Here is a 22,490-nt window from a genome sequence, read left to right as displayed (position 1 = left end):
TCGTCATTTCGACCGTAGTGGAGAAATCTTTTACGATTAACCAAAAAGATTTCTCCATTTCGCGATGCTTCAGTCGAAATGACGGTTTGGGCAACAGAAATCAAACACATAAACCTATGATACCTGCTCAACGCCAAAAATACAACCAACAATTTACTGATGAGAAGTACCAAAACTTCATCGCTAAACTGCAAAGTGGCTACCCTCCAATTCCTTTCAGGGTTGCAGAAACGCCGGTATTTATTCCGAAAGCACTGAAAGAAAAATTAATTGCAGCTGGAGAAGAGATTATAAACCTGATTAAACAACCTAATTTTAAAGCACTTACCCAAAAGGCAATCCCAACAGACTGGAACGTGCCTAATGAAAATGAACAGCCTCACTTTTTAACTTTCGATTTCGGCATCTGTAAAAATGAAGCAGGAGAACTTGTTCCTATGTTAATCGAAATGCAAGGTTTCCCTTCTTTATATGGCTTTCAGCATCATCTGGCAAAAACCTTTCAAAACAGTTTCGAAATAGACCATTCGGCAAATTATTTATTAAACGGATTTACCGAAGAAAAGTACATCAAACTGCTTAAAGAAGTTATTATCGGCAAACATCGACCAGAAGAAGTGGCCTTAATGGATGTAGATGCACTTAACCAAAAAACGGCTATTGATTTTTTAGTTACCCGAAATATGCTCGGCATTAAGATTTTGGCCCTGGAAGACATCAAAAAAGTTGATAAACAACTCTTTTACGAAGAAGATGGCAAAAAGATCCAGTTAAAAAGAATTTACAACCGCCTTATTTTTGATGAAGTTGCCAATAACACCGAAATTTTCAAAAACAGTTTCGATCCGCGTGAAGAACTCGATGTGGAATGGGTAACACATCCAAACTGGTTTTACCGCATCAGCAAATACACCATGCCTTTCTTGAAAAGCGAATTTGTACCCCAAACAGTTTTTTTAAATGAGTTAAATACAATCCCGACTGATTTAGAAAACTACGTACTTAAGCCATTATTCTCATTCGCTGGAATGGGCGTGATTATCGATGTAAGCGAAACAGACATTACCAATATAAAAGATCCCGAAAATTGGATTTTACAACGAAAAGTAAATTACGAGCCAGCCGTACAGGCACCTGATGGTGGTGTAAAAGCAGAAGTAAGAATGATGTACTTATGGCCTGATGGTGGCGAGCCTCAGCTTTGCATTAATCTGGCCAGATTAAGCAAAGGCAAAATGATTGGCGTACGCTATAACGCCGATTTCGATTGGGTTGGCGGTACGGTAGGTTTTATGGAAGAATAAACTATGTTTTCCTTAACCACAGAGATCACTAAGGATAAGACACAGAGGACCAAAGAGATACAATCCTTCTGAGTTTCTTAGCAAAACTAAGGGTTCGCGTAGACACGAACCCAGTCGATAAGTGGCTCTATGTCCTCTGTGTAAAACTCGGTTTCCTCTGTGGTAAAAATGCACATTAATAATTTACACTTCCCTGAACACCATCCCCTTAAAAGCACTTATATTTGTATTATGGATATTCAAACGATTTTAGTCTTTTTACTTTTTGCGGTAGCATTGGTATATGTTGGCCGTTTGGTTTTTAAATCTTTACAGGTAAAAAAAGATGGATGTGGTGGCAATTGCAAATGTGGTGTAGATTTTTCCGATATTAAGCCCGTAAAAAAATAATATTCCACCTTTATGATTCATCAGTTCCAAAAATACTTACAGGAAAAAATAGAGATAACTGATGAGCAGTTCGAAAGCATATCATCTGTTTTAAAGGTTAAAAAATTCGAGAAAAACGAAATACTTCAATATACCGGAGATAATTTTAAACACGGATATTTTGTAGGCAAAGGTTTGTTGCGTGCCTATTCGATTGATGCGAAAGGCAAAGAACACATCCTCCAGTTCGCCCCCGAAAATTGGTTAGTTTCCGACCGTAACAACATGAACAATGAGCCATCAATATTTTTTATCGATGCCATCGAATCAACCGAAGCTGTGTTAATGCCCAACAATTTCATGGAAGAAGCGGCCAGGCAAGTACCATGCTTACAGCCCATGCAAATCAAACTGCTCAACAATTCGATCCGCTTTATGCAAAAAAGAATTAACATGCTATTAAGTGCAACGGCCGAAGAAAGATACCTCGATTTTATTAAACTCTACCCTAATCTTACGCTCCGTGTGCCCCAATGGATGATCGCATCTTATCTGGGCATTACCCCCGAATCGCTAAGCCGTGTAAGAAAGGAACTGGCTAATAAACATTTCAGACCTTAGCAATAATTGAATGAATGAATTTTGAATGAGTGAATGGCATTGTAATCTTAACATTCCAACTTTTCAACACTCAATCATTCACTAATTCAATCAATCTCACATCCTTCTCTCAATCTGTCATTCAATAATTCAATCCTTCTCTCATTCAATCATTTCTTATTACTTACCATACATCAATCTGTAGTAAAAACCTGCGCTGTACTTTTGTGTTGTAAATATTAAACATCTCAAAAAACAAAAGATATGGCAACTACAAAATGGACATTAGATCCAACCCACAGCGAATTACAATTTAAAGTAAAACACTTAATGATTACTACTGTAACCGGTAGTTTAAAATCTTTCTCAGCAGAATTATCATCTGAGGGTGATGAATTTGAAAATGCAGAAATTTCTTTCAAAGGCGACATCGATTCAATCGATACCGGAAATACTGACCGCGATAACCATTTGAAAAGTGGAGATTTTTTCGACGCTGAAAAATTTGCGCACATCGAATTTAAATCCAATTCAGTAGAAAAAGATGGCGGCGATTATATTGTTAAAGGCGATTTAACCATTAAAGGCGAAACTAAACCAGTAAAATTAACTGCAGAATTTGGTGGTATTGCTACCGATCCATGGGGAAACACCAAAGCTGGTTTTACTTTAAGCGGAAAAATTAATCGTTCAGAATTCGGCTTAACCTGGAATGCTGCGCTAGAAACTGGCGGCGTAATGGTAAGTGAAGAAGTTCGCCTTTTAGGTGAATTACAGTTTGTGAAACAAGCATAGCGCGTAGAGCTAAGCGTATGGCGGCACTATGCGCTTAGCCCCATGCCTTATCTAATTATAAAAGGTAATGGAAACAAAACAAATAGAAAAAGTACTAAAAGCTCCAGCGCCACACATGGTTGGCGATGGCTTTAGGGTACACAATTTTTTCCCAAGTGGATATAAAATCAATATGAGTCCTTTTTTCTTAATGGATTATGGCTCAAAGATCGAATTTTCTGCCAGGAAAGAACCAAGGGGCGTTGGCGTACATCCACATCGGGGCTTCGAAACGGTAACTATAGCTTATCATGGTGCGGTTGCGCATCATGACAGTTCTGGAAACAGCGGAGTGATTTACCCGGGTGATGTACAATGGATGACTGCTGCAAGTGGTGTATTACATAAAGAACATCACGAAGCGCAATACAGTTTAGCTGGTGGTCCATTTCAAATGGTTCAGCTTTGGGTTAACCTTCCTGCTAAGGAAAAAATGGGAAAACCAGGCTATCAGGCTATTAAACAGGCTGATATGACTCATTTTGATCTTCCTGAAAATGGAGGAAAAATTGAAATTATAGCAGGCAATTATCAGGGCATAAAAGGCAATGCAAATACTTTCACGCCTATAGAACTCTATAATGCCAGGTTAAATAAAGGTAGTGAAGCTACTTTTAACTTCCCTGAGAATTTTAACACCGGATTTATGGTGATTGAAGGTTCGATTAAAATAAATGGGGCCGAAGCCGCGGTAGCCGATAATTTTGTTCACTTCAAAAATAAAGGAGAACAGATTAAGATCGAAGCTTTAGAAAACAGTGTGATTTTGGTTTTAAGTGGCGAACCTATAGATGAGCCAATTGTTCAATACGGACCATTTTTAATGAATACGGAGGCCGAAATCCATCAGGCCATTGAAGATTATAACCAAGGAAGATTTGGTTATTTAGAAGAGTAAATGAAAAAATCGTGCTGATCCGATAGTTATCGGATTTATCTCAGCATCCATTATACTGAATAGATTAATTAGCCAGCATTTCTGTGAAGTTTGCTGGCTTTTTTGTAACTGCATATTACAGACGCAACCCAATGTCATTAAGTAAGCATAAGTATTGTCAGTCTGAGCCTGTCGAAGACCTTTAATAATCGAAATCAAAAAAACATTTATCCATCGACTGGCTCAATGAAAGATCCTCTGCACGCTGCTATCCGGCATAGCAGATTTTCGCAGGAAAAAGCACGGAAATCTTTGCTTCCACTTTCATACCCTCACAGCCCAAGGCAGAATCAAGCGGGTGCTGTGGGATGAGTGAGGCCAGAGCCTAAAGACTGCCGCAATAAAGATTTTCGTAGGTTTTTACAAGAAACGATGCAAGCCTTGATTTTTTGTTACTTTTTCATCAAGGAAAAAGTAAGAGCCATTCGGTGGCTAACCGAGGCAAGACTGAGCAGAGGGCAAACTTATAGCAAGCACTTTAAGATTACCAGTGGCGATTTTACGAAAAACCAGTCATCCCAACTCCCTTGTTTTTCTAAAACTGACCTCTCAGGATGACAATGCTTTTTCGTTTCCTCTTATTGCATTTTAATTTACGCAAGAAAACCTTAACTACTTAGTTATGCAAAGATCCGGAAAGACCACCTATTCACCTGGTAAATAGACAGATAAAATCAGCATCTTAACACGGGATAAACGATCAATTATCTTACCATTCCAATTAAGCATTCATACAATCTTCATATTCGTTATTGACATTTGATTAATAAATCAGAAAAGAAAAATGTCCGGAAAACAAATATTTCAAACTGAGACTAAAAGACGCTGGCATACATTTACCTGGGTAAGCCGCACATTTTTTTTAGTTTTCATAGTCGCAATTATCTGCGTAGTGTATACCCTATCATCGGTGCAGGAGCCAAATTTGCCTTTTATCGATACCAATACACCCTTAACCCAAAAACAGTTAGAGAGGTTAAAAAAATCGCAACAGTATAAAGATTTCACGATCGAAAAATCTAAGCTGCAAAAGATCAAAAAAGACCGTGAACACCGCATTTTAACCCATCGAGGTAACAACAAACGCATCAACATGGCTTTTTACGTAAGTTGGGCAGCAAGTAAAGAATCATCAATATCAGATTTAAAACGCAACATCAGCCATCTGGATATGGTGGCTACAGAGTCGTTCTTTTTAAATGGCGATTCTATTGTAGATAAGGCTGATACTGCAGCTTTGAAAGTCATACATGCCGGCAAAAAATCGGCTATTGCCGTAGTTTCCAATTACAATAAAGACCATTGGGACGGCGCAGCAGTAAGGCGATTATTGAACGATCTACCTGCTCAACAAAAATTGATCTACGATCTGATTGCAATTACCAAAAAATACGGTTATAGTGGAATTAATATAGATTTTGAAGAGCTTAACCTTGAAAACAGCGATAGCTTTAATGCTTTCATGAAAAATCTTTACAGTCAGTTTCATGCTAAAAAGCTGATTGTTTCTCAAGATATTTCACCAGAAAACGACGATTATAAAGCAGAAATTCTTCAAAAATATAACGATTACATTATACTGATGGCTTATGATCAGCATACCGAGCAAAGTAATGCAGGAGATATTTCTCATCAGGAATGGGTAGAAGAAAAGCTTGATGATATTTGCAATAAAGTTGATGCCAGCAAAGTAATCCTTGCCTTGGCTTGTTACGGTTACGATTGGCCAAAAAATAGTATTGGGCAACCGGTTACTTACGAGCAGGCGATGACAATGGCTGTTAATTACAAAAGCAAAATAAATTACAATCCGGCTTCTGCAAATTTAAACTACACTTACAATGACGGCAGTGGAATTAAACATGAAGTTTACTTTACCGATGCCGCAACCTACTTTAACTTAATCCGTAAGGCTGATGACTGGGACATTGCTGGTGTAGCTTTATGGCGTTTAGGTTCAGAAGACAAGCGCTTATGGTCTTTTATTTCTAACGACCTCAGTTTGGATACGTTAAAGAAAAAACCATTCGATTTACGCAAAATTGCTTCCTTAAATATGGGTGGAATCTCATACTTAGGCGATGGTGAAATTCTGGATCTGATTTCTACCCCTACACCAGGTAGTGTAAAATTCACTTTAAATAAAGACAACTTCTCCATTGCCGATCAAAAATATACCCGACTCCCAGAGCAATATGTAATTAAAAGATTTGGAGAGGCCGATAAGAAAATTGCCTTAACCTTTGATGATGGGCCAGATCCGGTTTACACCCCACAAGTATTAAATATTTTAAAGCAGGAAAAAGTACCAGGCTGTTTCTTTGTGGTTGGAATTATGGCTGAACAGAACATGGAACTGTTAAGACAAGAATATAATGATGGTTATGAAATTGGAAACCATACTTTCTTCCATCCTGATATGTCGGCCATTGGACCAAGACGAGTAAAGTTCGAACTAAATGCTACACGCAGGTTAATTGAAGCGGTTACTGGCCATAGTACAATTTTGTTTCGGGCACCATTTAACGCTGATGCTGAACCCCAAAACATTTCAGAAATTTTGCCGGTTGCCCAGAGCCGTAAAGAAAATTACATCAATATCGGCGAATATATCGATCCTGAAGATTGGGAACCTGGCAAAACCGCTGATCAGATTTTTAACGAAGTAGTGAAGCAACAGGATAATGGCAATATTCTTTTATTGCACGATGCAGGTGGAAACCGTGAAGCTACAGTTGCCGCTTTACCTCGGATTATAAAATTCTTCAAAGCCAAAGGCTATACTTTTACAACGGTTGGCGATTTAATGGGTAAAAAAAGATCAGAACTCATGCCTGCTGTTAAGTCTACTGCAAATAGTGGTTTTTCAGGCTCTGGTGATTACTTCTTCATCAACTTTTTTTATTATGGAAACATGACTTTAAACATCATATTTTCTGTTGCGATTGTACTTGCTATTTTAAGGACCATTTTTATCGCTTATTTGGCGATTAGGCAGCGCAAAAGAGCAAAACAGAATACCAGCAAACTGATAGCAAATCCTTCAGAAAAAGTGAGTATTATTATTCCGGCCTATAATGAAGAGGTTACTGCTGTACAAACCATTAATAGTCTTTTAAAAACCACCTACCCTGATTTTGAACTGATTTTTGTGGATGATGGATCAAAAGACAAAACCTTCGAAATCATTAATGAACATTTTGGCAACCACCCTCAGGTAAAGGTTTTCCGCAAAGCTAATGGTGGTAAAGCTTCGGCCTTAAATTATGGTATATCAAAAGCTACTTCAGAATTTGTAGTTTGTATAGATGCTGATACCCAGTTAAAAGATAATGCCGTTACGGAACTCATGCGTTACTTCTACAGCGACCAAATTGCGGCAGTAGCTGGTACGGTGAAAGTTGGGAATGCCAACAACATCATTACCAAATGGCAGTCTATTGAATATATCACTGCGCAGAATATGGATAGGCGTGCTTTCGACTTATTAAATACAATTACTGTTGTGCCTGGAGCAATTGGTGCTTTCAGAAAAAATGTAATTTTAGAAATTGGTGGATTTACCATTGATACACTTGCCGAAGACTGCGATTTAACCATGCGTATTTTGAAAGCAGGTTACCGGGTAAAAAACTGTGATACTGCAATAGCTTATACCGAAGCGCCAGAAACGGTGAGCATGTTGCTTAAACAACGTTTTCGCTGGAGTTTTGGCGTAATGCAAAGCTTCTGGAAAAACAGAAGAACACTATTAAATAAAAAATATGGTTACTTTGGAATGGTAGGTATGCCAAATATATTGATCTATCAAATCATCTTACCATTATTTTCGCCACTGGCTGATCTTTTCATGTTTATCTCGCTAATTAGTGGCCTATTTTCGTTAAGTGCTATAAATAATTTAACCCTTACCGGATTTTCAGGGATTTTAAGTCTACATAACGGCTTTGGTCAAGTGCTTTTCTATTACATTATCTTTATTGTTGTAGATATGATTTTTGCTGCAATCGCCTTCCGCATGGAAAAAGAAAAGTACACGAATTTACTTTACATATTCCCGCAACGTTTTTTTTGGCGACAATTAATGTATGTTGTACTATTCCGTTCGTTTAGGAAAGCCATAAAAGGTGAACTGGAAACCTGGGGAACAATGAAAAGAACAGGTAACGTTAAAGAGCAGGTAGCGTAATATTAGTCTATAAAAAGAAGTCAAGTTTTAAAAACTTGACTTCTTTCGGTATCCATTTCTCCTTCAACAAAAAAACATAAACAATTAATAACAAGCTATTTAAAAAAACATTATTATTGTTTATGGAAAAACCTAACCAAATCCGATTTTCCTTTAAACAGGTTTTATTAATTGCGCTTATTGCCGGAACATTAGATGGATTGGCCGCCGTTATATTTTTAGGAAAGATGAATTTTATGGGGGTATTTCAATATATCTCCAGTGCCATCTTGGGAACAGAAGCTTTTGCCGGAGGCATTAAAACAGCTCTTCTTGGCTTAGCACTCCACTACTTTATTGCTTTTTGCTTTACGTTGGTTTTCGCAATAGCGTCAACAAAAACGTCTATATTATGGAAGAATGTCATCTTATCAGGGATACTGTACGGCATTATTGTTTGGACCATTATGACCCTATTGATTATTCCACTAACCAAAGTATCAGCTGCACCATTTAACTACGAGCGGGCGATTTTAAATGCGGTAATTCTAATTTTCTGTATTGGCTTACCAATTTCTTACCTAACCGCCCGAAACTCTAGCATAAACTAAGGTTTTTCTATCAGGCAAACGGCATAAGAAACAACGCCTTCTTCCCTACCGATAAAACCCATTTGTTCGTTAGTTGTTGCTTTTATCGAAATATCTTCGGTAGAAATACCGATTGCATCAGCAATATTTTGTTGCATGGCAGGAATATGAGGGTTAATTTTTGGAGCCTCTAAACAAAGCATCGCATCGATATTGCCAATTTGCCATCCTTTTTCGGCCAGCAATTTAACCGTTTCCTTCAGTAAGATGATGCTACTAATGCCTTTCCACCTATCATCAGTATTTTTAAAGTGGAAACCAATATCACGAAGGTTGGCTGCACCTAAAAGTGCATCACAGATAGCGTGAAGAAGAACGTCGGCATCCGAATGTCCAAAAGCACCTTTATGATGATCTAATGTAACCCCACCAACAACAAAAGGATGTTGATCTTTTAACTGGTGTACATCGAACCCGAAACCTACTCTAATTTTCATGTATATTTTATTTTAGTCTTTTTTATCTTTTGCTTTTATTCTCGCCAAAGTTAAACAATAGACCAAAACGTAAGGTATTTGCAAGTGGACTAGTTTGTGCATTTGCAATTAAATAAGAGAAATCGATATTAAAAACGTTGTATTTTAACCCAAGTCCTAAGGTAAAGTAACGGCTATCACCTTTCATTGGGCTTTGGTAGTTGTAACCAGCTCTAACCGCAAACTGTTGGTTATACCAATATTCTAATCCTGTAGAAATTCCAACTTCTTTCAATTCTTCACTAAAACCGCCTGGTGCATCAGCAAAAGAACCAAAAATCCCTGCTGGAACGGAGCGATTTGGATCTTTTCCACTTACGATGTTATTGTTCGAATCATATATGGGTTGTGTTGGCACCAACAATTTATTAAAATCGAGCGCGAAGGTTAAAGTGCTAAAATCGTCTACAGTGAATGTAGACGCACCTCCTATTTTAAAATTGGTAGGTAAAAAGAAATTTTCTCCGCCATCAGAATAGTTCATTTTTGTTCCGATGTTCGAAATATTGGCACCTGCAGAAAGAATGGCCTGTTTACCAAATAATGTTGTACTTGTTTTATACAATCCAGAAACATCAACCGCTACGGCATTCCCACCGTGTACCTGCCCTGAGGATGAAAACTGACCTGAAACTAAATTTGAATAAATATATCTTAATGAAGTTCCCAGTGAAAACTCTTTACCAAAATTACGGGCGAAAGAAACATCAAAAGCCAACTCATTTGGATTGGAAATACCCAGGTCCTGTTGATTGATATCGGTAAGCTGGATAGAGCCTAAAGAAAAATACCTTAAAGATGCACCAATAGTATTGCGGTCATCCAATCTATAAAACCCACTTAAATAAGCAAGATTAATGTCAGGTACCAAGCTTTTTAGCCATGGGCTGTATGATACTGAAAACCCGTAAGGTTTATCTAAAAAAGCGAGTTTAGAAGCATTAATACTGGCAGAATTTACATCACCTGCAACGGCTACGCCAGCATCACCCATTGCCCCCGCACGTGCATCGGGTGTTATAAGCAGAAATGGAACTGCCGTTACAATATTGTTTGCCTCACTACCATTTGTTTGGGTATTGCCTATGGTTACCTGAGCATTTGTTTTACCAAACACCAAGGCCATTGAGAGTGCAGAAAAAGCAAGTTTACTGATGTACTTGAAATTCATCCTTTAAAGGTACGTAATTTTAGATTTTGGTATTTAGCAATAACTGGAGAATATATTCAGTAACGTAAAACCAAAACTTATATTTCACCAAATTACGAATTCTATGATTATTTACTAATTAAACCTACGATTTTTACTTACCAGTGTGACTACATAAAATGTAAATCCATAACTAATAGTCATTTAGCATCGAAATTGGGCTATTTTATTTTTTATATAAAAAAATTATCAGTTCTATTTGCCAATTTAATCTTCATAATCTTTAAATCAAATATGGTTAATTTATTTTCAACGCTATAAATTGTAACAGTACTCTTTTTTATCTGCATTGGTTAAGTCATTGCCTCAAAGAGAAAAAAAAAAATAAGAATTTATAGGACCTAAGCCGTAATAAAAGTAACTCCACCTATTGGGTTAATGGCTTCTTGACACTGCTCCCCGGCCACGAATTCATCTTTTTATCTTGCTTATTTACAATTATTTAGCCTAAATTTAACTTAAAAAGTAAATAGACACAATACGATATAAAATAATACGTTATGCCTTAAAAATTATATCAATATTTTATTATCACATTATTTATATATTCATTTAAAATTGTTTAATTTTATCGATTGAATCCCTATAGGGACGATATTCCCAACGAACTATATGAAAAAACTATTACTATATTCATTTACTTGTTTGTCATTAGCCGCCCTACTTGCGAGTTGTAGCTCAAAAGGAGGGAACAGTTCTAGCAAAACAGGTATTCCTTATGCCGATAGGAAAAGCAAAAACAACCAATCTGGTGCTTTTGCTGTAGCTACTCAATACAAGAGAGCTCCGGGGCCCGGCTTAATTCCAATTGAAGGTGGAGTTTTAGTTGTTGGTGGTAGCGCCATTGATGTACCGGGTGTTGAGCCAAGTATCTATAACTATAAAAGACAGGTTACCGTTCCATCATTTTATATGGATGAAACAGAAGTATCGAATACCGACTGGTTAGAATATTTACACTGGATCAGATATAACTTCCCTGAAGACCGCGAATTTTATTACAATGAACTGCCTGATACATTGGTTTGGCGCCAGGCGTTATCATATAACGAACCCTATGTAGATAACTATTTAAGACACCCGGCTTATCGTGATTACCCTGTAGTAGGTGTTTCATGGGAGCAAGCTTCTCGCTATTGCGAATGGAGAACATCCAGGGCAAACGAATTTATTTTACGCGAAAAAGGAATCTTAACTGATTATAAAACGCTCGCTGGAAATGGGAAAGGAAACACTGCTACTACAGCGGCGGCGACTCCAAAACCAGACAAACCGTTTAATACTGATGCATATTTAAACAATCAGTATGATGATAAAGGTAAAAATGCACCTATTGATTATAATACCAAATCTGGTGCAGCAACATCAACTGCAGGAGGAACAGCAGCCGCAACAACTGGAGGCAAAAACAATCAACCTAGAAGAACTGCTACATTAGAAGATGGTGTAATTATGCAACCTTACCGTTTACCAACAGAAGCCGAATGGGAATACGCAGCTTTAGGTTTAATTGGCAATACGGAATATGAAAACATTAACCAGAATAAAATCTATCCTTGGAATGGTTTAGGCGTGAGTTCAGCCAAAAAGAAAACCAGAGGTATGATTCAGGCCAACTTTAAAAGAGCACCTGGAGATTATATGGGTGTTGGTGGTTCATTAAATGATAAGGGAGATTTAACTGTTCCCGTGATTCAGTACACACCAAACGATTTTGGTTTATATAACATGGCCGGTAATGTTAATGAGTGGGTTAACGATGTTTACAGAACGGCTACATTTACTGATGCAGATGCATTTAACCCTTATCGTGGTAACTATTTCACCAATAAAAAGCTAGAGGATTCTCAAAGCGGAAAAATTGCATTAGATAAATATGGTAATCCGATTAAGGAAAATGCTTACGCTGGAAGAAAACAAACCTGGGCACAAAAACAGGCACAGGCGAAACGTTCTGATTCGATTTCAAAATCGACTGATCCGCAATCTCCAGTAGCATCAACCAGCTATCAAGCCGATCAAAGAGGCTATCGTGATAGACAAAACACTTTGCTTAATGAAGAAGGTGTAACGCTTGTAAATGATAAATCCAGAGTTTATAAAGGTGGTTCTTGGAACGATATGGCTTACTGGTTAAACCCAGCAACACGCCGCTTTATGCAACAAGATGAATCTTCTGCAGAAGTTGGTTTCCGCTGTGCCATGACTATGCTTGGCGCGCCAGAGATTAGTACTGCAGGCAAAAGAAACTTTAAAAATCCTCCTCAAAAACCTTATAGGGTAGGCAGAGGTAAATAATAAAGAAAAGTCCCGACTTAGTGTCGGGACTTTTTTATGCATTATAGTTTTATTAATTTTTTATTTAATGGCTTTCTTAGTGGATACTTCACCATTAAGAAGTTAAGGGAATTAAGGTAAAATCGTAAAGCACTGCGTAAACTTAGATGTTCTTAGGCGGTCAAAGAAAAACAATACATGTAAATTAGCTCACCATTAAGAAAACAATCTCATTAACTATTGGAAATCAATCTTAATGTTCTTAATACCTTAATGGTAAAAAGCTATCTATTTAAATTGAACCAAAATCTGGTTCTTCTCTACCTTATCGCCTTGATTAATCAACACTTTCTTTACCACACCATCTGTGGATGATTTCAAGATATTTTCCATTTTCATTGCTTCTAGGATAAGGAGATTATCTCCCTTTTTTACTTGGGCATTTTCTTCAACCAGCACCTTTAATACTAAGCCAGGCATAGGAGCCTTGATTTCAGAAACTTTATTAGCAGTTAGATTATCCAGTCCGAGCTGCTTTAATAAGGCATCAAACTGATCTTCGATGCTAATCTGATAAATATTACCATTTACCTTTACTTTACAGGTTTTATCAGTTTTATTCAGCTCAACTATTTCTGTATTAAAGGATTTATTTTGATATAAAACATGAGTACCACGGTTACTAAGCGTACTTAAATCTAGCTGAATTGGATCGCCATTTACGAGCAGGGTTGATTCATTATACTCAATTTCGAATAAAAACTGATCGTTTACTTTTACTTTATACATTTATTATTGAGTTAAAGCATATTGAACTAAATTTGCGCCCATTTTAAGCGCCTTTGTCCTTGTTTCTTGGGTATCTTCAGGATAAGTACCAAAATCTTCCCAGCCATTCCCTAAATCGCATTCAAAAGTATAATAACAAACTACTCTTCCTTTATATATCAGTGCAAATCCCTGAGGTCTTTTATTATCATGCTCATGGATTTTCGGCAAACCTCCTGGAAACTTAAATTTCTGGTTATAAAGCGCATGGTTAGCAGGCAATTCAACAAAACTAAGTTCTGGAAATACTTTTTTCATCTGTGGCCTGATAAATTTATCCAAGCCATAATTATCGTCTATATGGAGAAATCCTCCACCTGTAAGGTATTGCCTTAAATTTTTAATTTCCTGATCGTTAAAAACAACGTTTCCGTGGCCCGTCATATAAACAAATGGGTAATTAAAAATTTCTTTTGAGCCTACTTCAACAATGCTTTCTTCAGCGTAAAAATTAGTTTTCAAATTGGCATTGCAGTATGCAATTAAATTAGGTAAAGCTGTTCTATCTGCATACCAATCGCCACCGCCATTATACTTTAATTTGGCCATGCGGTAGGTTGGTGGAAAAGAGCTAAAAGCATAAAGCATAAAGCTTAAAGCTAAAAGACCAAAGCTAAAAGCCACAGTCGGAAATTTCGGAACCTGAAAACTGAAAACTGAAAATTTCAAATTGACTATCGGTTAAGGTAATTGATTTCAAAACAAACAGATAAAGCAGCCGTTTCTGTGCGCAATCTATTATCACCTAAAGTTAATGCTTTAAAGCCTTTGCTCAAAGCTAAATTAACTTCATCTGGTGTGAAATCTCCTTCAGGACCAATAAGAATTAAATATTTTTGATGTGGAGCTACTAGTTTGGATATATATTGTTTCTCTCCGTTATCAATACAATGTGCTATTAATTTATCACCATCAAATGGTTCTTTTAAAAAAGCATCAAAAGAAACGGCATCGTTTAATTTGGGATGATAAGCTTTAATGGATTGTTTTACGGCAGAAGTGATTACTTTATTCAGTCGGTCTTCTTTAACTACCCTACGCTCTGATCGATCGGTGATAATCGGGGTAATCTCATCAATACCAAGCTCTGTGGCTTTCTCTAAAAACCATTCGATACGGTCGATATTTTTAGTTGGCGCAACAGCAATATGCAGGTAATGATTTCTTTTATGAAACTCGGTTTCTACCTTTAATATGGCTAGGGAAACTTTTTTTGGATTGTCAGCAGTGATTTCAGCAGTGTAAAAACCACCTTTCCCATCAACTAAGTTAACAATCGAGCCAATAGTAAGGCGAAGTACCCTAACGCAGTGTTTGCTCTCTTCTTCGTTAAGTATGTAGGTATTTTGGGTTATATCCGGTGTATAAAAAATATGCATAGTTGAAATTAATGATTATCAACCATATCTGCTTTATTGATTACCAATTCTAACTTTATTGTTTCGATATTCTGTTCTGTCTTTTTAAGGATAGTAAACAAGTAACCATATGATTCATTGCTTTCGCCTACCTCAGGGATACGTTCAAAAACGTGAGAAACCAATCCACCAATGGTATCGAAATCTTCATCCTCGGGTAAATCGTGAGGCAAATGTTCATTTACATCATACACAGTAGCAAATGCATTGACGATAAATTCATTATCGGAAACTTTTTCTACCAATGGTTTTTCTTCATCGTATTCATCCTGGATTTCTCCGACAAGCTCTTCAACTATATCTTCTAAGGTAACCATACCCGCTGTACCGCCAAACTCATCTAATACAATAGCAATCTGTATGCGGTTACTTTGCAGTTCGCTCATCAGATCGTTAATCTTTTTTGTTTCTGTAACGAAATAGGGTTTTCTAATGATATCGTTTAAGGTCCAATGTTGGTTACCTGCCGCAACTAATGGTAAAATATCTTTTGCATGGATAATTCCGACAATTTTATCCATAATATCATCGTAAACCGGCAAGCGGGAATATCCTTCCTTAATAATCGTATCAATCACTTCTTCTTTTGGAGAAGTTAATTCGATACCCGAAATCTTGGTTCTAGGTACCATGATATTCTTAACCACGCGCTCATTAAAATCGAATACGTTTTTAATCAGCTCATGTTCGTTATTATCTAATGCACCACTTTCTTTACCCTGATCTAATAAATACTGAAGTTCTTCGGAACTATGCAGCGATTCATGCCCGCTGGAAGTGTCGATTCCGAATGGCTTTAAAATAATAGCGGCCAAGCTATTTAACGTCCAAATGAATGGCTTAAATACCACATAAAATATTTGCAGTGGAACAGAAACGAAAAGGGTTGTAGCCACAGGTCTTTGGATGGCAAAAGATTTTGGTGCTAATTCGCCAAATACAATATGCATAACTGTAATGAGCGAAAAGGCGACAATTGTAGATGCGGTATGGATAGAAGCATCGCTTAAACCCCACTCTAAACTATCGAAAAGATTTTTGAAAATAGTATGCATAACGCCTTCACCTACCCAACCTAAGCCAAGTGATGCAAGCGTTATACCTAGCTGTGTGGCGGCCAAATATCCATCAAGGTTATGAATAATCCCTTTAGCCATTTTGCCTACACGACTGCCTGTTTTTGCTTTAATTTCAATCTGTGATGCCCGAACTTTTACAATTGCAAACTCTGCTGCAACAAAAAATCCGTTAAGTAACACCAAAAATAATGCAAAGAATAATCGCCAGCCTACAGAAGCGGTATCGGGTTCTTGTACAGCAACCAAAACTACGTTTGTTGGCAGGATTGCATTTAGCTCTAAATTTAAAAACAAACAGACCGTGGGTAAATCCATTAAGCTAATTCTCTAAATGTGGTGTTATAAAGTTCTATGCTTTCTTTAATTACTTTATGCGCATAACGAACACCAAGTAAATGTTCGATAGTTACATTTTTATCTTCTAATGCTTTATAATCCTGAAAGAAACGAACAATCTCTTTCATTTGGTGTGGAGGCAACTCATCTAAATCATTGATATAATTTACCGACATATCGTGAGCAGCTACAGCAATAATTTTATCGTCTTGCTCTCCGTTATCTACCATGTGCATTACACCTACTACTTTAGCCTCGATCAATGTCATTGGATAAACATCTACTGAGCAAAGCACTAAAATATCCAATGGATCTTTATCATCACAATAAGTTTGCGGAATAAAGCCATAATTTGCCGGGTACATTACTGATGAAAAAAGAACCCTATCTAACTTAATCAGACCTGATTCTTTATCTATTTCGTATTTTGCTTTTGAACCTTTTGGAATTTCAATAATTGCGTTTACAACCTCTGGAAGGTTTGAACCAGGAGATACGCTATGCCATGCGTGATGATCGTCTTTTGCCATTTTTAATTTAAATCTGTTTTATCCTCTTCAGGACTACTCACTACTTTACTTTTTACAAAGGTAATTAATAATGGTATAGTTGTAATAAGGATAAAGCCAATAATAATATATAATAAATAATCGTTTATTTCTTTTTCAAATCTTTTGCCCAAAAAATAACCAAGCAAAGTTAAGGAACAGATCCAAAGTACTCCACCCACGATATTATATAAAGCAAATTTTTTAAAGTCTAGTTTTACAACCCCCGCAAAAATCGGTGCAAAAGTTCTAACAATTGGTACAAACCTGCCCATTATTAACGCAAAGGCACCTTGTTTGTGATAATAATCTTCTGCAGCTTTTAAATATCTCTTTTTAAAAAAGAAACTGTCTTTTCTGGTATACAATACAGGACCAGTTTTACGCCCGAACCAATAGCCGGTAAAATTCCCTGAAATGGCTGCAAAACATAAGCCTGCCAAGAGTACAGCAATGTTAACATCCAGCTTGCCTGTTGCAACAAACATTCCCGCTAAAAACAATAAATAATCACCGGGGAGAAAAAAACCAAAAAACAGTCCTGTTTCTGCGTAGATAACGAATACGACTAGATAGAAACCACCCTCCCTCAATAATTTCTCGGGATCAAGTAGCTGATGCAGGTTATTCCAAAAATCGTGCATATTCAATTATTCGTAAAACTACAAATAATTATTAAACAACAGCATACCTATATCAGGTTTAAAATAATTGCAGGATAAATACCTAAAATTAATGTAATTGCAACAGAAACCAATAATACAACTTTGTACTGCACTGGGGCCGAAAGCTCTGTTTCTGCGCCGTCTTTAAACCACACGGCTACAATTACCCTAAAGTAATAGTAGAAGCCAACCAGCGCATTTAAAATCGCAAATGCAACAAGTAAGGTCTTATATTCTGTCATCACATTTAGGAACATTAAATATTTCCCAATAAAACCAGCTGTTAGCGGAATACCAGCTAATGAAAGCATAGCTACAGTTAAACATAATGCTACTAGTGGATTACGTTTAGCCAAACCATTAAAACTTTCGAAGCTATCGCTACCAGTTTTTTGTTTTACTAATATTAATACCGCGAAAGCGATAATTGACGCAAATGTATAAGCTGCTGCATAAACCAATACGTTGTTTTCAGAGTTTTTGGTTAATACAATAAGCGAAAACAAAAGGTAACCCGCATGCGAAATACTCGAGTAAGCCAGCATACGTTTAAAGTTCTTCTGGAACAGCGCGGTTACGTTTCCAATGAATAAGGTTAAACAAACAATCACCATAAGTGGTGCCACCCAAAAATCGTGAAGCGGAGCAAGTGCACCAGCAAATAACCTTAAGAAAGCGGCAAAACCTGCAGTTTTAACTACAGTACTCATAAAAGTGGTAATTAAAGTAGGAGCGCCTTCATATACATCTGGAGTCCAGAAGTGGAAAGGAGCAGCACCAATCTTAAAACTTAAACCGATCATCATCAGGATAACGCCTGGATAGAATATTGGAGAAATCACTTGACTATTCACCAGATAAGCTTGTATTCTATCTAAATCGAATGACCCTGTAGCGCCATAAATTAACGTGATACCAAATAATAGGAAGCCTGTTGAGAAAGCCCCCATTAGAAAATACTTTAATGAAGCTTCATTCGAGGCAAAATCCTTTTTACGGATACCCGCCAAAATGTATAAACTCACCGACATGATTTCTAAGCCTACAAATAACATGGCCATATTTTTATACGATACCATCATGATCATTCCGGCCAGTGCGAAAAGAATCAGGGTATAATATTCGGCTATGTTATCGCTTTTAGCGTGGAAATAGTTCTGTGTTAATAAAAAGATTAAAAGTGTACCTATAATACAGATTCCAGAAAATGCTAAGGCAAAGTTATCCGTCTGCATCATTCCGAAATGAACAGCATTGCCGTTCCATGCACAAAAAGTAAATCCTAGTGCAGTAAGTAAGCCAACAACGGTAAGTGGTAGTAATGCTTTATTTGCCTTAAACAAACCTGCATAAAGCACTATAAAAGCTGTTATACTAATGGTTATAATAATATTCATTGCTTAATTTACTGTGTTTAGTTTTTGATTTACCTGTTCTAATAAATGTTGTACAGATGCCTCTGTTAAATGCAAAACCGGTTTTGGATAAATCCCCAAAACAATAATTAATGCACATATGGTGTAAAGAACCAATTTTTCGGTTCCTTTAATATCGGTAAAAGTAATCGTTAAGCTGTTGGTTTCACCAAGCATTACATTTTGGTACATGCGTAACATGTAAACTGCACCAAAGATAATCGTTAAACCTGCAATAGCTGAGGCCCAAATGCCATAGTTGTAAACGCCCATCAGCAATAAAAATTCGCCAATAAATCCATTTGTTCCCGGTAAAGCTACGGTGCCTAAAACAATGATCAGAAAAGTAAGAGCCAAATGTGGTGCTACTTTTGCAATTCCACCCAATTCTTCAATTTTATTCGTTTTAACACGAGAGAAGATAATATCTAAAACAAAGAATAAGCCTACTACATTAATACCATGGCTCAACATCTGCACCATTGCACCTTGCATACCTTGCTGATTGAAAGCGAAAATACCTGCTGATATTAATCCAACGTGAGCGATAGATGAATAAGCTACCAAACGTTTAGCATCTTTTTGAGTAAATGCAATCAGCGAAGCATAAACGATGCCGATGATTGATAAAACAATGGCTACCTGTCCCCAATCGTGAACGCCTGCCGGAACGATTGGCAATAACCACCTGATCACGCCATAAATACCCATTTTTAACATAATACCTGATAGCAACATGGTTCCTTGCGTTGGAGCCGCGGTATAAGTATCGGGCTGCCAGGTGTGGAAAGGGAAAATTGGCATCTTAATCGCAAATGCGATAAAGAAGGCCCAGAAAATCCATCCTTGCTGTGCACTATCTAAGTTTAAAGCGTAAAAAGCTTGAATATCAAAATTGTGTGCTGGGTTTTGAAGATATAGGTAAATAATCCCCATCAACATAAATAACGAACCTGCAATAGTATACACGAAAAATTTCATGTTGATCCGGATACGGTCTTTTCCTCCCCAGATGGCACAAATAAAGTAGATTGGGATTAATGCTGCTTCCCATCCAATATAGAACAAGAAAGCATCTAATGCAGTGAATACCAATAACAGGCCACATTGCATAAATAAAATCAGTGCGTAAAATGCAGCAGGATTTTTATACTCGTGGTTATAGCTCGATAAAATAATAATTGGCACCAATAAATTGGTTAGCAACACCACAAGCATACTGATGCCATCGATACCTGCGTGGAAATTGATACCTAAATCTGCAATCCATGGCAAATTGACCTCAAACTGGGTACTTGCATTCGGAATGAAATTACAGGCGATAACCAAAGCCAGTCCTAAAGAAACAACCGAAAATACGGTCGAAACTATTTTAGCCGACTTACCTGAAAATGCAGTAATAATTGCACCTACAAGTGGAAGAAATATAAGTAGTAAAAGTTGTTCCATTATTTAATTTTGAACCCTTTTTATATGTATAAAAATGTATATAATAGCAATGCGACGATACCGAATACCATCATAAATATATAGAAACCTACGTTTCCACTTTGTAACAAACGGATGCCCTTACTGGCCTCGTTTGTGCTCCACCCCAGTCCGTTCACAATTCCATCGATCAACTTGTTATCGATGATTCTGTAAAAGAATTTCGAAAGTGCATCTAATGGCTTAGTAATGATGAAATCGTAGATCTCATCGAAATAGAATTTATTGTACGATAATTTTACCAATGCAGAACGTGGTGCCTCATCAGCAACAGGAACGTGTGCACCTTTTATATATCGTGTGTATGCATACAATAGCGCAATTATAGCAGCGGCTACCGAAACACCCATTAAAGTATATTCTGTAGTATGACTTAAATCTAATTCGTGTTGTGCAACACCTGCTCCCGCTAACCAATGTGCCAACCACTCATTTCCACCAAAAATGTGAGGCCAGTTGATTGCTCCACCAATTGCAGCAAGAATAGCCAAAATGATTAGTGGTAAAGTCATCGCTGTTGGAGATTCGTGGATGTGGCTTTCTGCATGATGAGTACCGCGATATTTTCCAGAGAAAGTAAGGAACATCATCCTGAACATATAAAATGCAGTTAGGAATGCCGTTAATACACCTATACCCCAAAGAACTGGACTATATTGGAAAGCATGGGCCAAAATTTCGTCCTTCGAGAAGAAACCAGAGAACGGTGGTAAACCTGCAATAGCAATGGTACCGATCAGCATGGTGGCAAAAGTAGTTTTAAGTTTTCCTCTTAATCCCCCCATGTGACGCATATCTTGTTCATGGTGCATGGCATGAATAACCGAACCTGCACCTAAGAATAATAATGCTTTAAAGAATGCGTGGGTTAATACATGGAAGAATGAACCTGTATAGGCGCCAACGCCCAAGCCTAAAAACATATACCCCAATTGAGATACGGTTGAATAAGCCAATACCTTTTTAATATCAGTCTGTGTTAAAGCAATAATTGCTGCAGTTAAAGCTGTAGCCGCTCCAACAATAGCAATAATGTGCTGTGTAAGTGGGGCCAGATCGAACAATACACTCGAACGGGCAATCATGTAAATACCAGCAGTTACCATTGTTGCTGCGTGGATTAAAGCCGAAACCGGCGTTGGTCCAGCCATCGCATCTGGTAACCAGGTAAATAATGGCAACTGTGCCGATTTACCGCAGGCACCAATAAACAACAAGATGGTAATTAAAACCAGCGTATCATTGCCCGGCAACATATTGGCTGCTTGTGGGAAGATTTTAGAAAATTCAACACTTCCAAAAAAGTTGAAGATTAAGAATACACCTAACAAAAAGCCTAAATCGCCGATTCGGTTCATTACAAATGCCTTTTTAGCTGCTGATGCATAAGTACTGTTGGTATACCAGAAACCGATTAACAGGTAAGAGCATAAACCTACGCCCTCCCAACCGATAAACATGACGATGTAGTTTGAGCCCAATACCAATAAAAGCATGAAGAATATAAACAGATTCAGGTAAGCAAAAAATTTACCGAATCCAGCATCATCGTGCATGTAGCTGGTAGAATACAAATGGATCAGGAAACCGATTCCGGTGATGATCAAAAGCATGATCGAACTTAAAGGATCAACCAGGAAAGATAATGGAATGTGTAATGCACCCGCGCTGATCCAATCGAATAAAAATACTTCGTGAGATTTTTGTGTATCGCCTTGTAAACTAAAGAAAATAACTACGCTGATGATAAAGGAGGCTAAGATCACTCCACTTCCGATGATACCAACAAGTCCTTTAGATAAAGAGTTTCTGCCTAGTCCATTAATTACAAACCCTAAAAAAGGAAGTAACGGAACCAACCAAATCAATTGTTCTATTGTCATTCTTA

The 22,490-nt window shown here is 37.3% G+C and carries 19 protein-coding genes; 8 read left to right on the top strand and 11 right to left on the bottom strand.

Going from position 1 to position 22,490, the window contains the following annotated elements:
• The first annotated feature begins 116 nt into the window (after positions 1 to 116).
• The 7 genes from EZ456_RS20200 (at position 117) to EZ456_RS20170 (ending at position 8,823) form a co-directional block, all read left to right on the top strand.
• Complete coding sequence (locus EZ456_RS20200; protein ID WP_131533274.1) at positions 117 to 1,304, top strand: hypothetical protein; 1,188 nt, start codon at positions 117 to 119, stop codon at positions 1,302 to 1,304.
• A 231-nt stretch (positions 1,305 to 1,535) separates the two neighbouring features.
• The gene (locus tag EZ456_RS20195) at positions 1,536 to 1,694 is read left to right on the top strand and encodes a FeoB-associated Cys-rich membrane protein (protein ID WP_082458743.1); all 159 of its coding nucleotides are present in this window, start codon (positions 1,536 to 1,538) and stop codon (positions 1,692 to 1,694) included.
• A gap of 12 nt (positions 1,695 to 1,706) precedes the next feature.
• Positions 1,707 to 2,294 (top strand): Crp/Fnr family transcriptional regulator, encoded by a 588-nt coding sequence (locus tag EZ456_RS20190; RefSeq protein ID WP_131533272.1) that lies wholly within the window; start codon positions 1,707 to 1,709, stop codon positions 2,292 to 2,294.
• 243 nt (positions 2,295 to 2,537) lie between these two features.
• Positions 2,538 to 3,068 carry a YceI family protein gene (locus tag EZ456_RS20185; RefSeq protein ID WP_131533270.1) on the top strand — a complete coding sequence of 177 codons (531 nt, stop codon included), beginning with the start codon at positions 2,538 to 2,540 and terminating at the stop codon, positions 3,066 to 3,068.
• Positions 3,069 to 3,135: 67 nt separating this feature from the next.
• Positions 3,136 to 4,005 carry a pirin family protein gene (locus EZ456_RS20180; RefSeq protein ID WP_131533268.1) on the top strand — a complete coding sequence of 290 codons (870 nt, stop codon included), beginning with the start codon at positions 3,136 to 3,138 and terminating at the stop codon, positions 4,003 to 4,005.
• A gap of 823 nt (positions 4,006 to 4,828) precedes the next feature.
• Positions 4,829 to 8,233 carry a glycosyltransferase gene (locus tag EZ456_RS20175; RefSeq protein ID WP_131533266.1) on the top strand — a complete coding sequence of 1,135 codons (3,405 nt, stop codon included), beginning with the start codon at positions 4,829 to 4,831 and terminating at the stop codon, positions 8,231 to 8,233.
• A 122-nt stretch (positions 8,234 to 8,355) separates the two neighbouring features.
• Positions 8,356 to 8,823, top strand: coding sequence for a hypothetical protein (locus EZ456_RS20170; protein ID WP_131533264.1), 468 nt, complete (start codon positions 8,356 to 8,358; stop codon positions 8,821 to 8,823).
• On the opposite strand, the gene ispF is transcribed toward EZ456_RS20170, so the two are convergent.
• Positions 8,820 to 9,299 (bottom strand): 2-C-methyl-D-erythritol 2,4-cyclodiphosphate synthase, encoded by a 480-nt coding sequence (gene ispF / locus EZ456_RS20165; protein ID WP_108197423.1) that lies wholly within the window; start codon positions 9,297 to 9,299, stop codon positions 8,820 to 8,822. The two genes, EZ456_RS20170 and ispF, sit on opposite strands and share 4 nt — an antisense overlap.
• 22 nt (positions 9,300 to 9,321) lie before the next feature.
• Entirely contained in the window at positions 9,322 to 10,509 is a 1,188-nt protein-coding gene (gene porV / locus EZ456_RS20160; RefSeq protein ID WP_131533262.1) for a type IX secretion system outer membrane channel protein PorV, read from the bottom strand.
• Between the two features lie 651 nt (positions 10,510 to 11,160).
• Between porV and EZ456_RS20155 the strand changes: the two genes are divergently transcribed.
• Positions 11,161 to 12,846: an SUMF1/EgtB/PvdO family nonheme iron enzyme gene (locus tag EZ456_RS20155; protein ID WP_165501385.1), complete on the top strand. Its 1,686-nt coding sequence runs from the start codon at positions 11,161 to 11,163 to the stop codon at positions 12,844 to 12,846.
• Positions 12,847 to 13,113: 267 nt separating this feature from the next.
• Here the strand turns inward: EZ456_RS20155 and EZ456_RS20150 are convergent, their stop codons facing one another.
• From EZ456_RS20150 to nuoL, 9 genes are all read right to left on the bottom strand, one after another.
• Positions 13,114 to 13,614 carry an acetyl-CoA carboxylase biotin carboxyl carrier protein subunit gene (locus tag EZ456_RS20150; protein ID WP_131533260.1) on the bottom strand — a complete coding sequence of 167 codons (501 nt, stop codon included), beginning with the start codon at positions 13,612 to 13,614 and terminating at the stop codon, positions 13,114 to 13,116.
• Positions 13,615 to 13,617: 3 nt separating this feature from the next.
• A complete protein-coding gene (locus EZ456_RS20145) occupies positions 13,618 to 14,241 on the bottom strand; it encodes a DUF4159 domain-containing protein (RefSeq protein WP_131533348.1) in 624 nt (207 codons plus the stop codon).
• An 86-nt stretch (positions 14,242 to 14,327) separates the two neighbouring features.
• Positions 14,328 to 15,032 carry a 16S rRNA (uracil(1498)-N(3))-methyltransferase gene (locus EZ456_RS20140; protein WP_131533258.1) on the bottom strand — a complete coding sequence of 235 codons (705 nt, stop codon included), beginning with the start codon at positions 15,030 to 15,032 and terminating at the stop codon, positions 14,328 to 14,330.
• Positions 15,033 to 15,040: 8 nt separating this feature from the next.
• Positions 15,041 to 16,465, bottom strand: a complete 1,425-nt coding sequence (locus tag EZ456_RS20135) for a hemolysin family protein (RefSeq protein ID WP_131533256.1) — start codon at positions 16,463 to 16,465, stop codon at positions 15,041 to 15,043.
• Positions 16,465 to 17,016 (bottom strand): inorganic diphosphatase, encoded by a 552-nt coding sequence (locus EZ456_RS20130; RefSeq protein WP_055908779.1) that lies wholly within the window; start codon positions 17,014 to 17,016, stop codon positions 16,465 to 16,467. The genes EZ456_RS20135 and EZ456_RS20130 overlap by 1 nt, the downstream gene beginning before the upstream one ends.
• Positions 17,017 to 17,018: 2 nt before the next feature.
• A complete protein-coding gene (locus EZ456_RS20125) occupies positions 17,019 to 17,678 on the bottom strand; it encodes a DedA family protein (RefSeq protein ID WP_131533254.1) in 660 nt (219 codons plus the stop codon).
• Between the two features lie 47 nt (positions 17,679 to 17,725).
• Positions 17,726 to 19,096: an NADH-quinone oxidoreductase subunit N gene (locus EZ456_RS20120; RefSeq protein ID WP_131533252.1), complete on the bottom strand. Its 1,371-nt coding sequence runs from the start codon at positions 19,094 to 19,096 to the stop codon at positions 17,726 to 17,728.
• Positions 19,097 to 19,099: 3 nt separating this feature from the next.
• Entirely contained in the window at positions 19,100 to 20,563 is a 1,464-nt protein-coding gene (locus EZ456_RS20115) for a complex I subunit 4 family protein (protein WP_131533250.1), read from the bottom strand.
• A gap of 20 nt (positions 20,564 to 20,583) precedes the next feature.
• Positions 20,584 to 22,479 (bottom strand): NADH-quinone oxidoreductase subunit L, encoded by a 1,896-nt coding sequence (nuoL, locus tag EZ456_RS20110; protein ID WP_131533347.1) that lies wholly within the window; start codon positions 22,477 to 22,479, stop codon positions 20,584 to 20,586.
• Positions 22,480 to 22,490: the final 11 nt, after the last annotated feature.

This window comes from Pedobacter psychrodurus (assembly GCF_004331735.1).
Taxonomy (GTDB): Bacteria; Bacteroidota; Bacteroidia; order Sphingobacteriales; family Sphingobacteriaceae; genus Pedobacter; species Pedobacter psychrodurus.
The sequence above is the reverse complement of the archived record's forward strand: the minus strand, read 5'-3'. Positions and strand labels throughout refer to the sequence as shown.

Excerpts from the sequence above, each read along its gene's own strand:
- ispF (WP_108197423.1), bottom strand. The coding sequence starts at position 9,299 with ATGAAAATTAGAGTAGGTTTCGGGTTCGATGTACACCAGTTAAAAGAT.
- EZ456_RS20115 (WP_131533250.1), bottom strand. The coding sequence starts at position 20,563 with ATGGAACAACTTTTACTACTTATATTTCTTCCACTTGTAGGTGCAATT.
- EZ456_RS20155 (WP_165501385.1), top strand. The coding sequence starts at position 11,161 with ATGAAAAAACTATTACTATATTCATTTACTTGTTTGTCATTAGCCGCC.
- EZ456_RS20190 (WP_131533272.1), top strand. The coding sequence starts at position 1,707 with ATGATTCATCAGTTCCAAAAATACTTACAGGAAAAAATAGAGATAACT.
- EZ456_RS20125 (WP_131533254.1), bottom strand. The coding sequence starts at position 17,678 with ATGCACGATTTTTGGAATAACCTGCATCAGCTACTTGATCCCGAGAAA.
- EZ456_RS20145 (WP_131533348.1), bottom strand. The coding sequence starts at position 14,241 with ATGCTTTATGCTTTTAGCTCTTTTCCACCAACCTACCGCATGGCCAAA.
- porV (WP_131533262.1), bottom strand. The coding sequence starts at position 10,509 with ATGAATTTCAAGTACATCAGTAAACTTGCTTTTTCTGCACTCTCAATG.
- EZ456_RS20195 (WP_082458743.1), top strand. The coding sequence starts at position 1,536 with ATGGATATTCAAACGATTTTAGTCTTTTTACTTTTTGCGGTAGCATTG.
- EZ456_RS20185 (WP_131533270.1), top strand. The coding sequence starts at position 2,538 with ATGGCAACTACAAAATGGACATTAGATCCAACCCACAGCGAATTACAA.
- EZ456_RS20130 (WP_055908779.1), bottom strand. The coding sequence starts at position 17,016 with ATGGCAAAAGACGATCATCACGCATGGCATAGCGTATCTCCTGGTTCA.
- EZ456_RS20180 (WP_131533268.1), top strand. The coding sequence starts at position 3,136 with ATGGAAACAAAACAAATAGAAAAAGTACTAAAAGCTCCAGCGCCACAC.
- EZ456_RS20200 (WP_131533274.1), top strand. The coding sequence starts at position 117 with ATGATACCTGCTCAACGCCAAAAATACAACCAACAATTTACTGATGAG.
- EZ456_RS20175 (WP_131533266.1), top strand. The coding sequence starts at position 4,829 with ATGTCCGGAAAACAAATATTTCAAACTGAGACTAAAAGACGCTGGCAT.
- EZ456_RS20135 (WP_131533256.1), bottom strand. The coding sequence starts at position 16,465 with ATGGATTTACCCACGGTCTGTTTGTTTTTAAATTTAGAGCTAAATGCA.
- EZ456_RS20140 (WP_131533258.1), bottom strand. The coding sequence starts at position 15,032 with ATGCATATTTTTTATACACCGGATATAACCCAAAATACCTACATACTT.
- EZ456_RS20120 (WP_131533252.1), bottom strand. The coding sequence starts at position 19,096 with ATGAATATTATTATAACCATTAGTATAACAGCTTTTATAGTGCTTTAT.
- EZ456_RS20150 (WP_131533260.1), bottom strand. The coding sequence starts at position 13,614 with ATGTATAAAGTAAAAGTAAACGATCAGTTTTTATTCGAAATTGAGTAT.
- EZ456_RS20170 (WP_131533264.1), top strand. The coding sequence starts at position 8,356 with ATGGAAAAACCTAACCAAATCCGATTTTCCTTTAAACAGGTTTTATTA.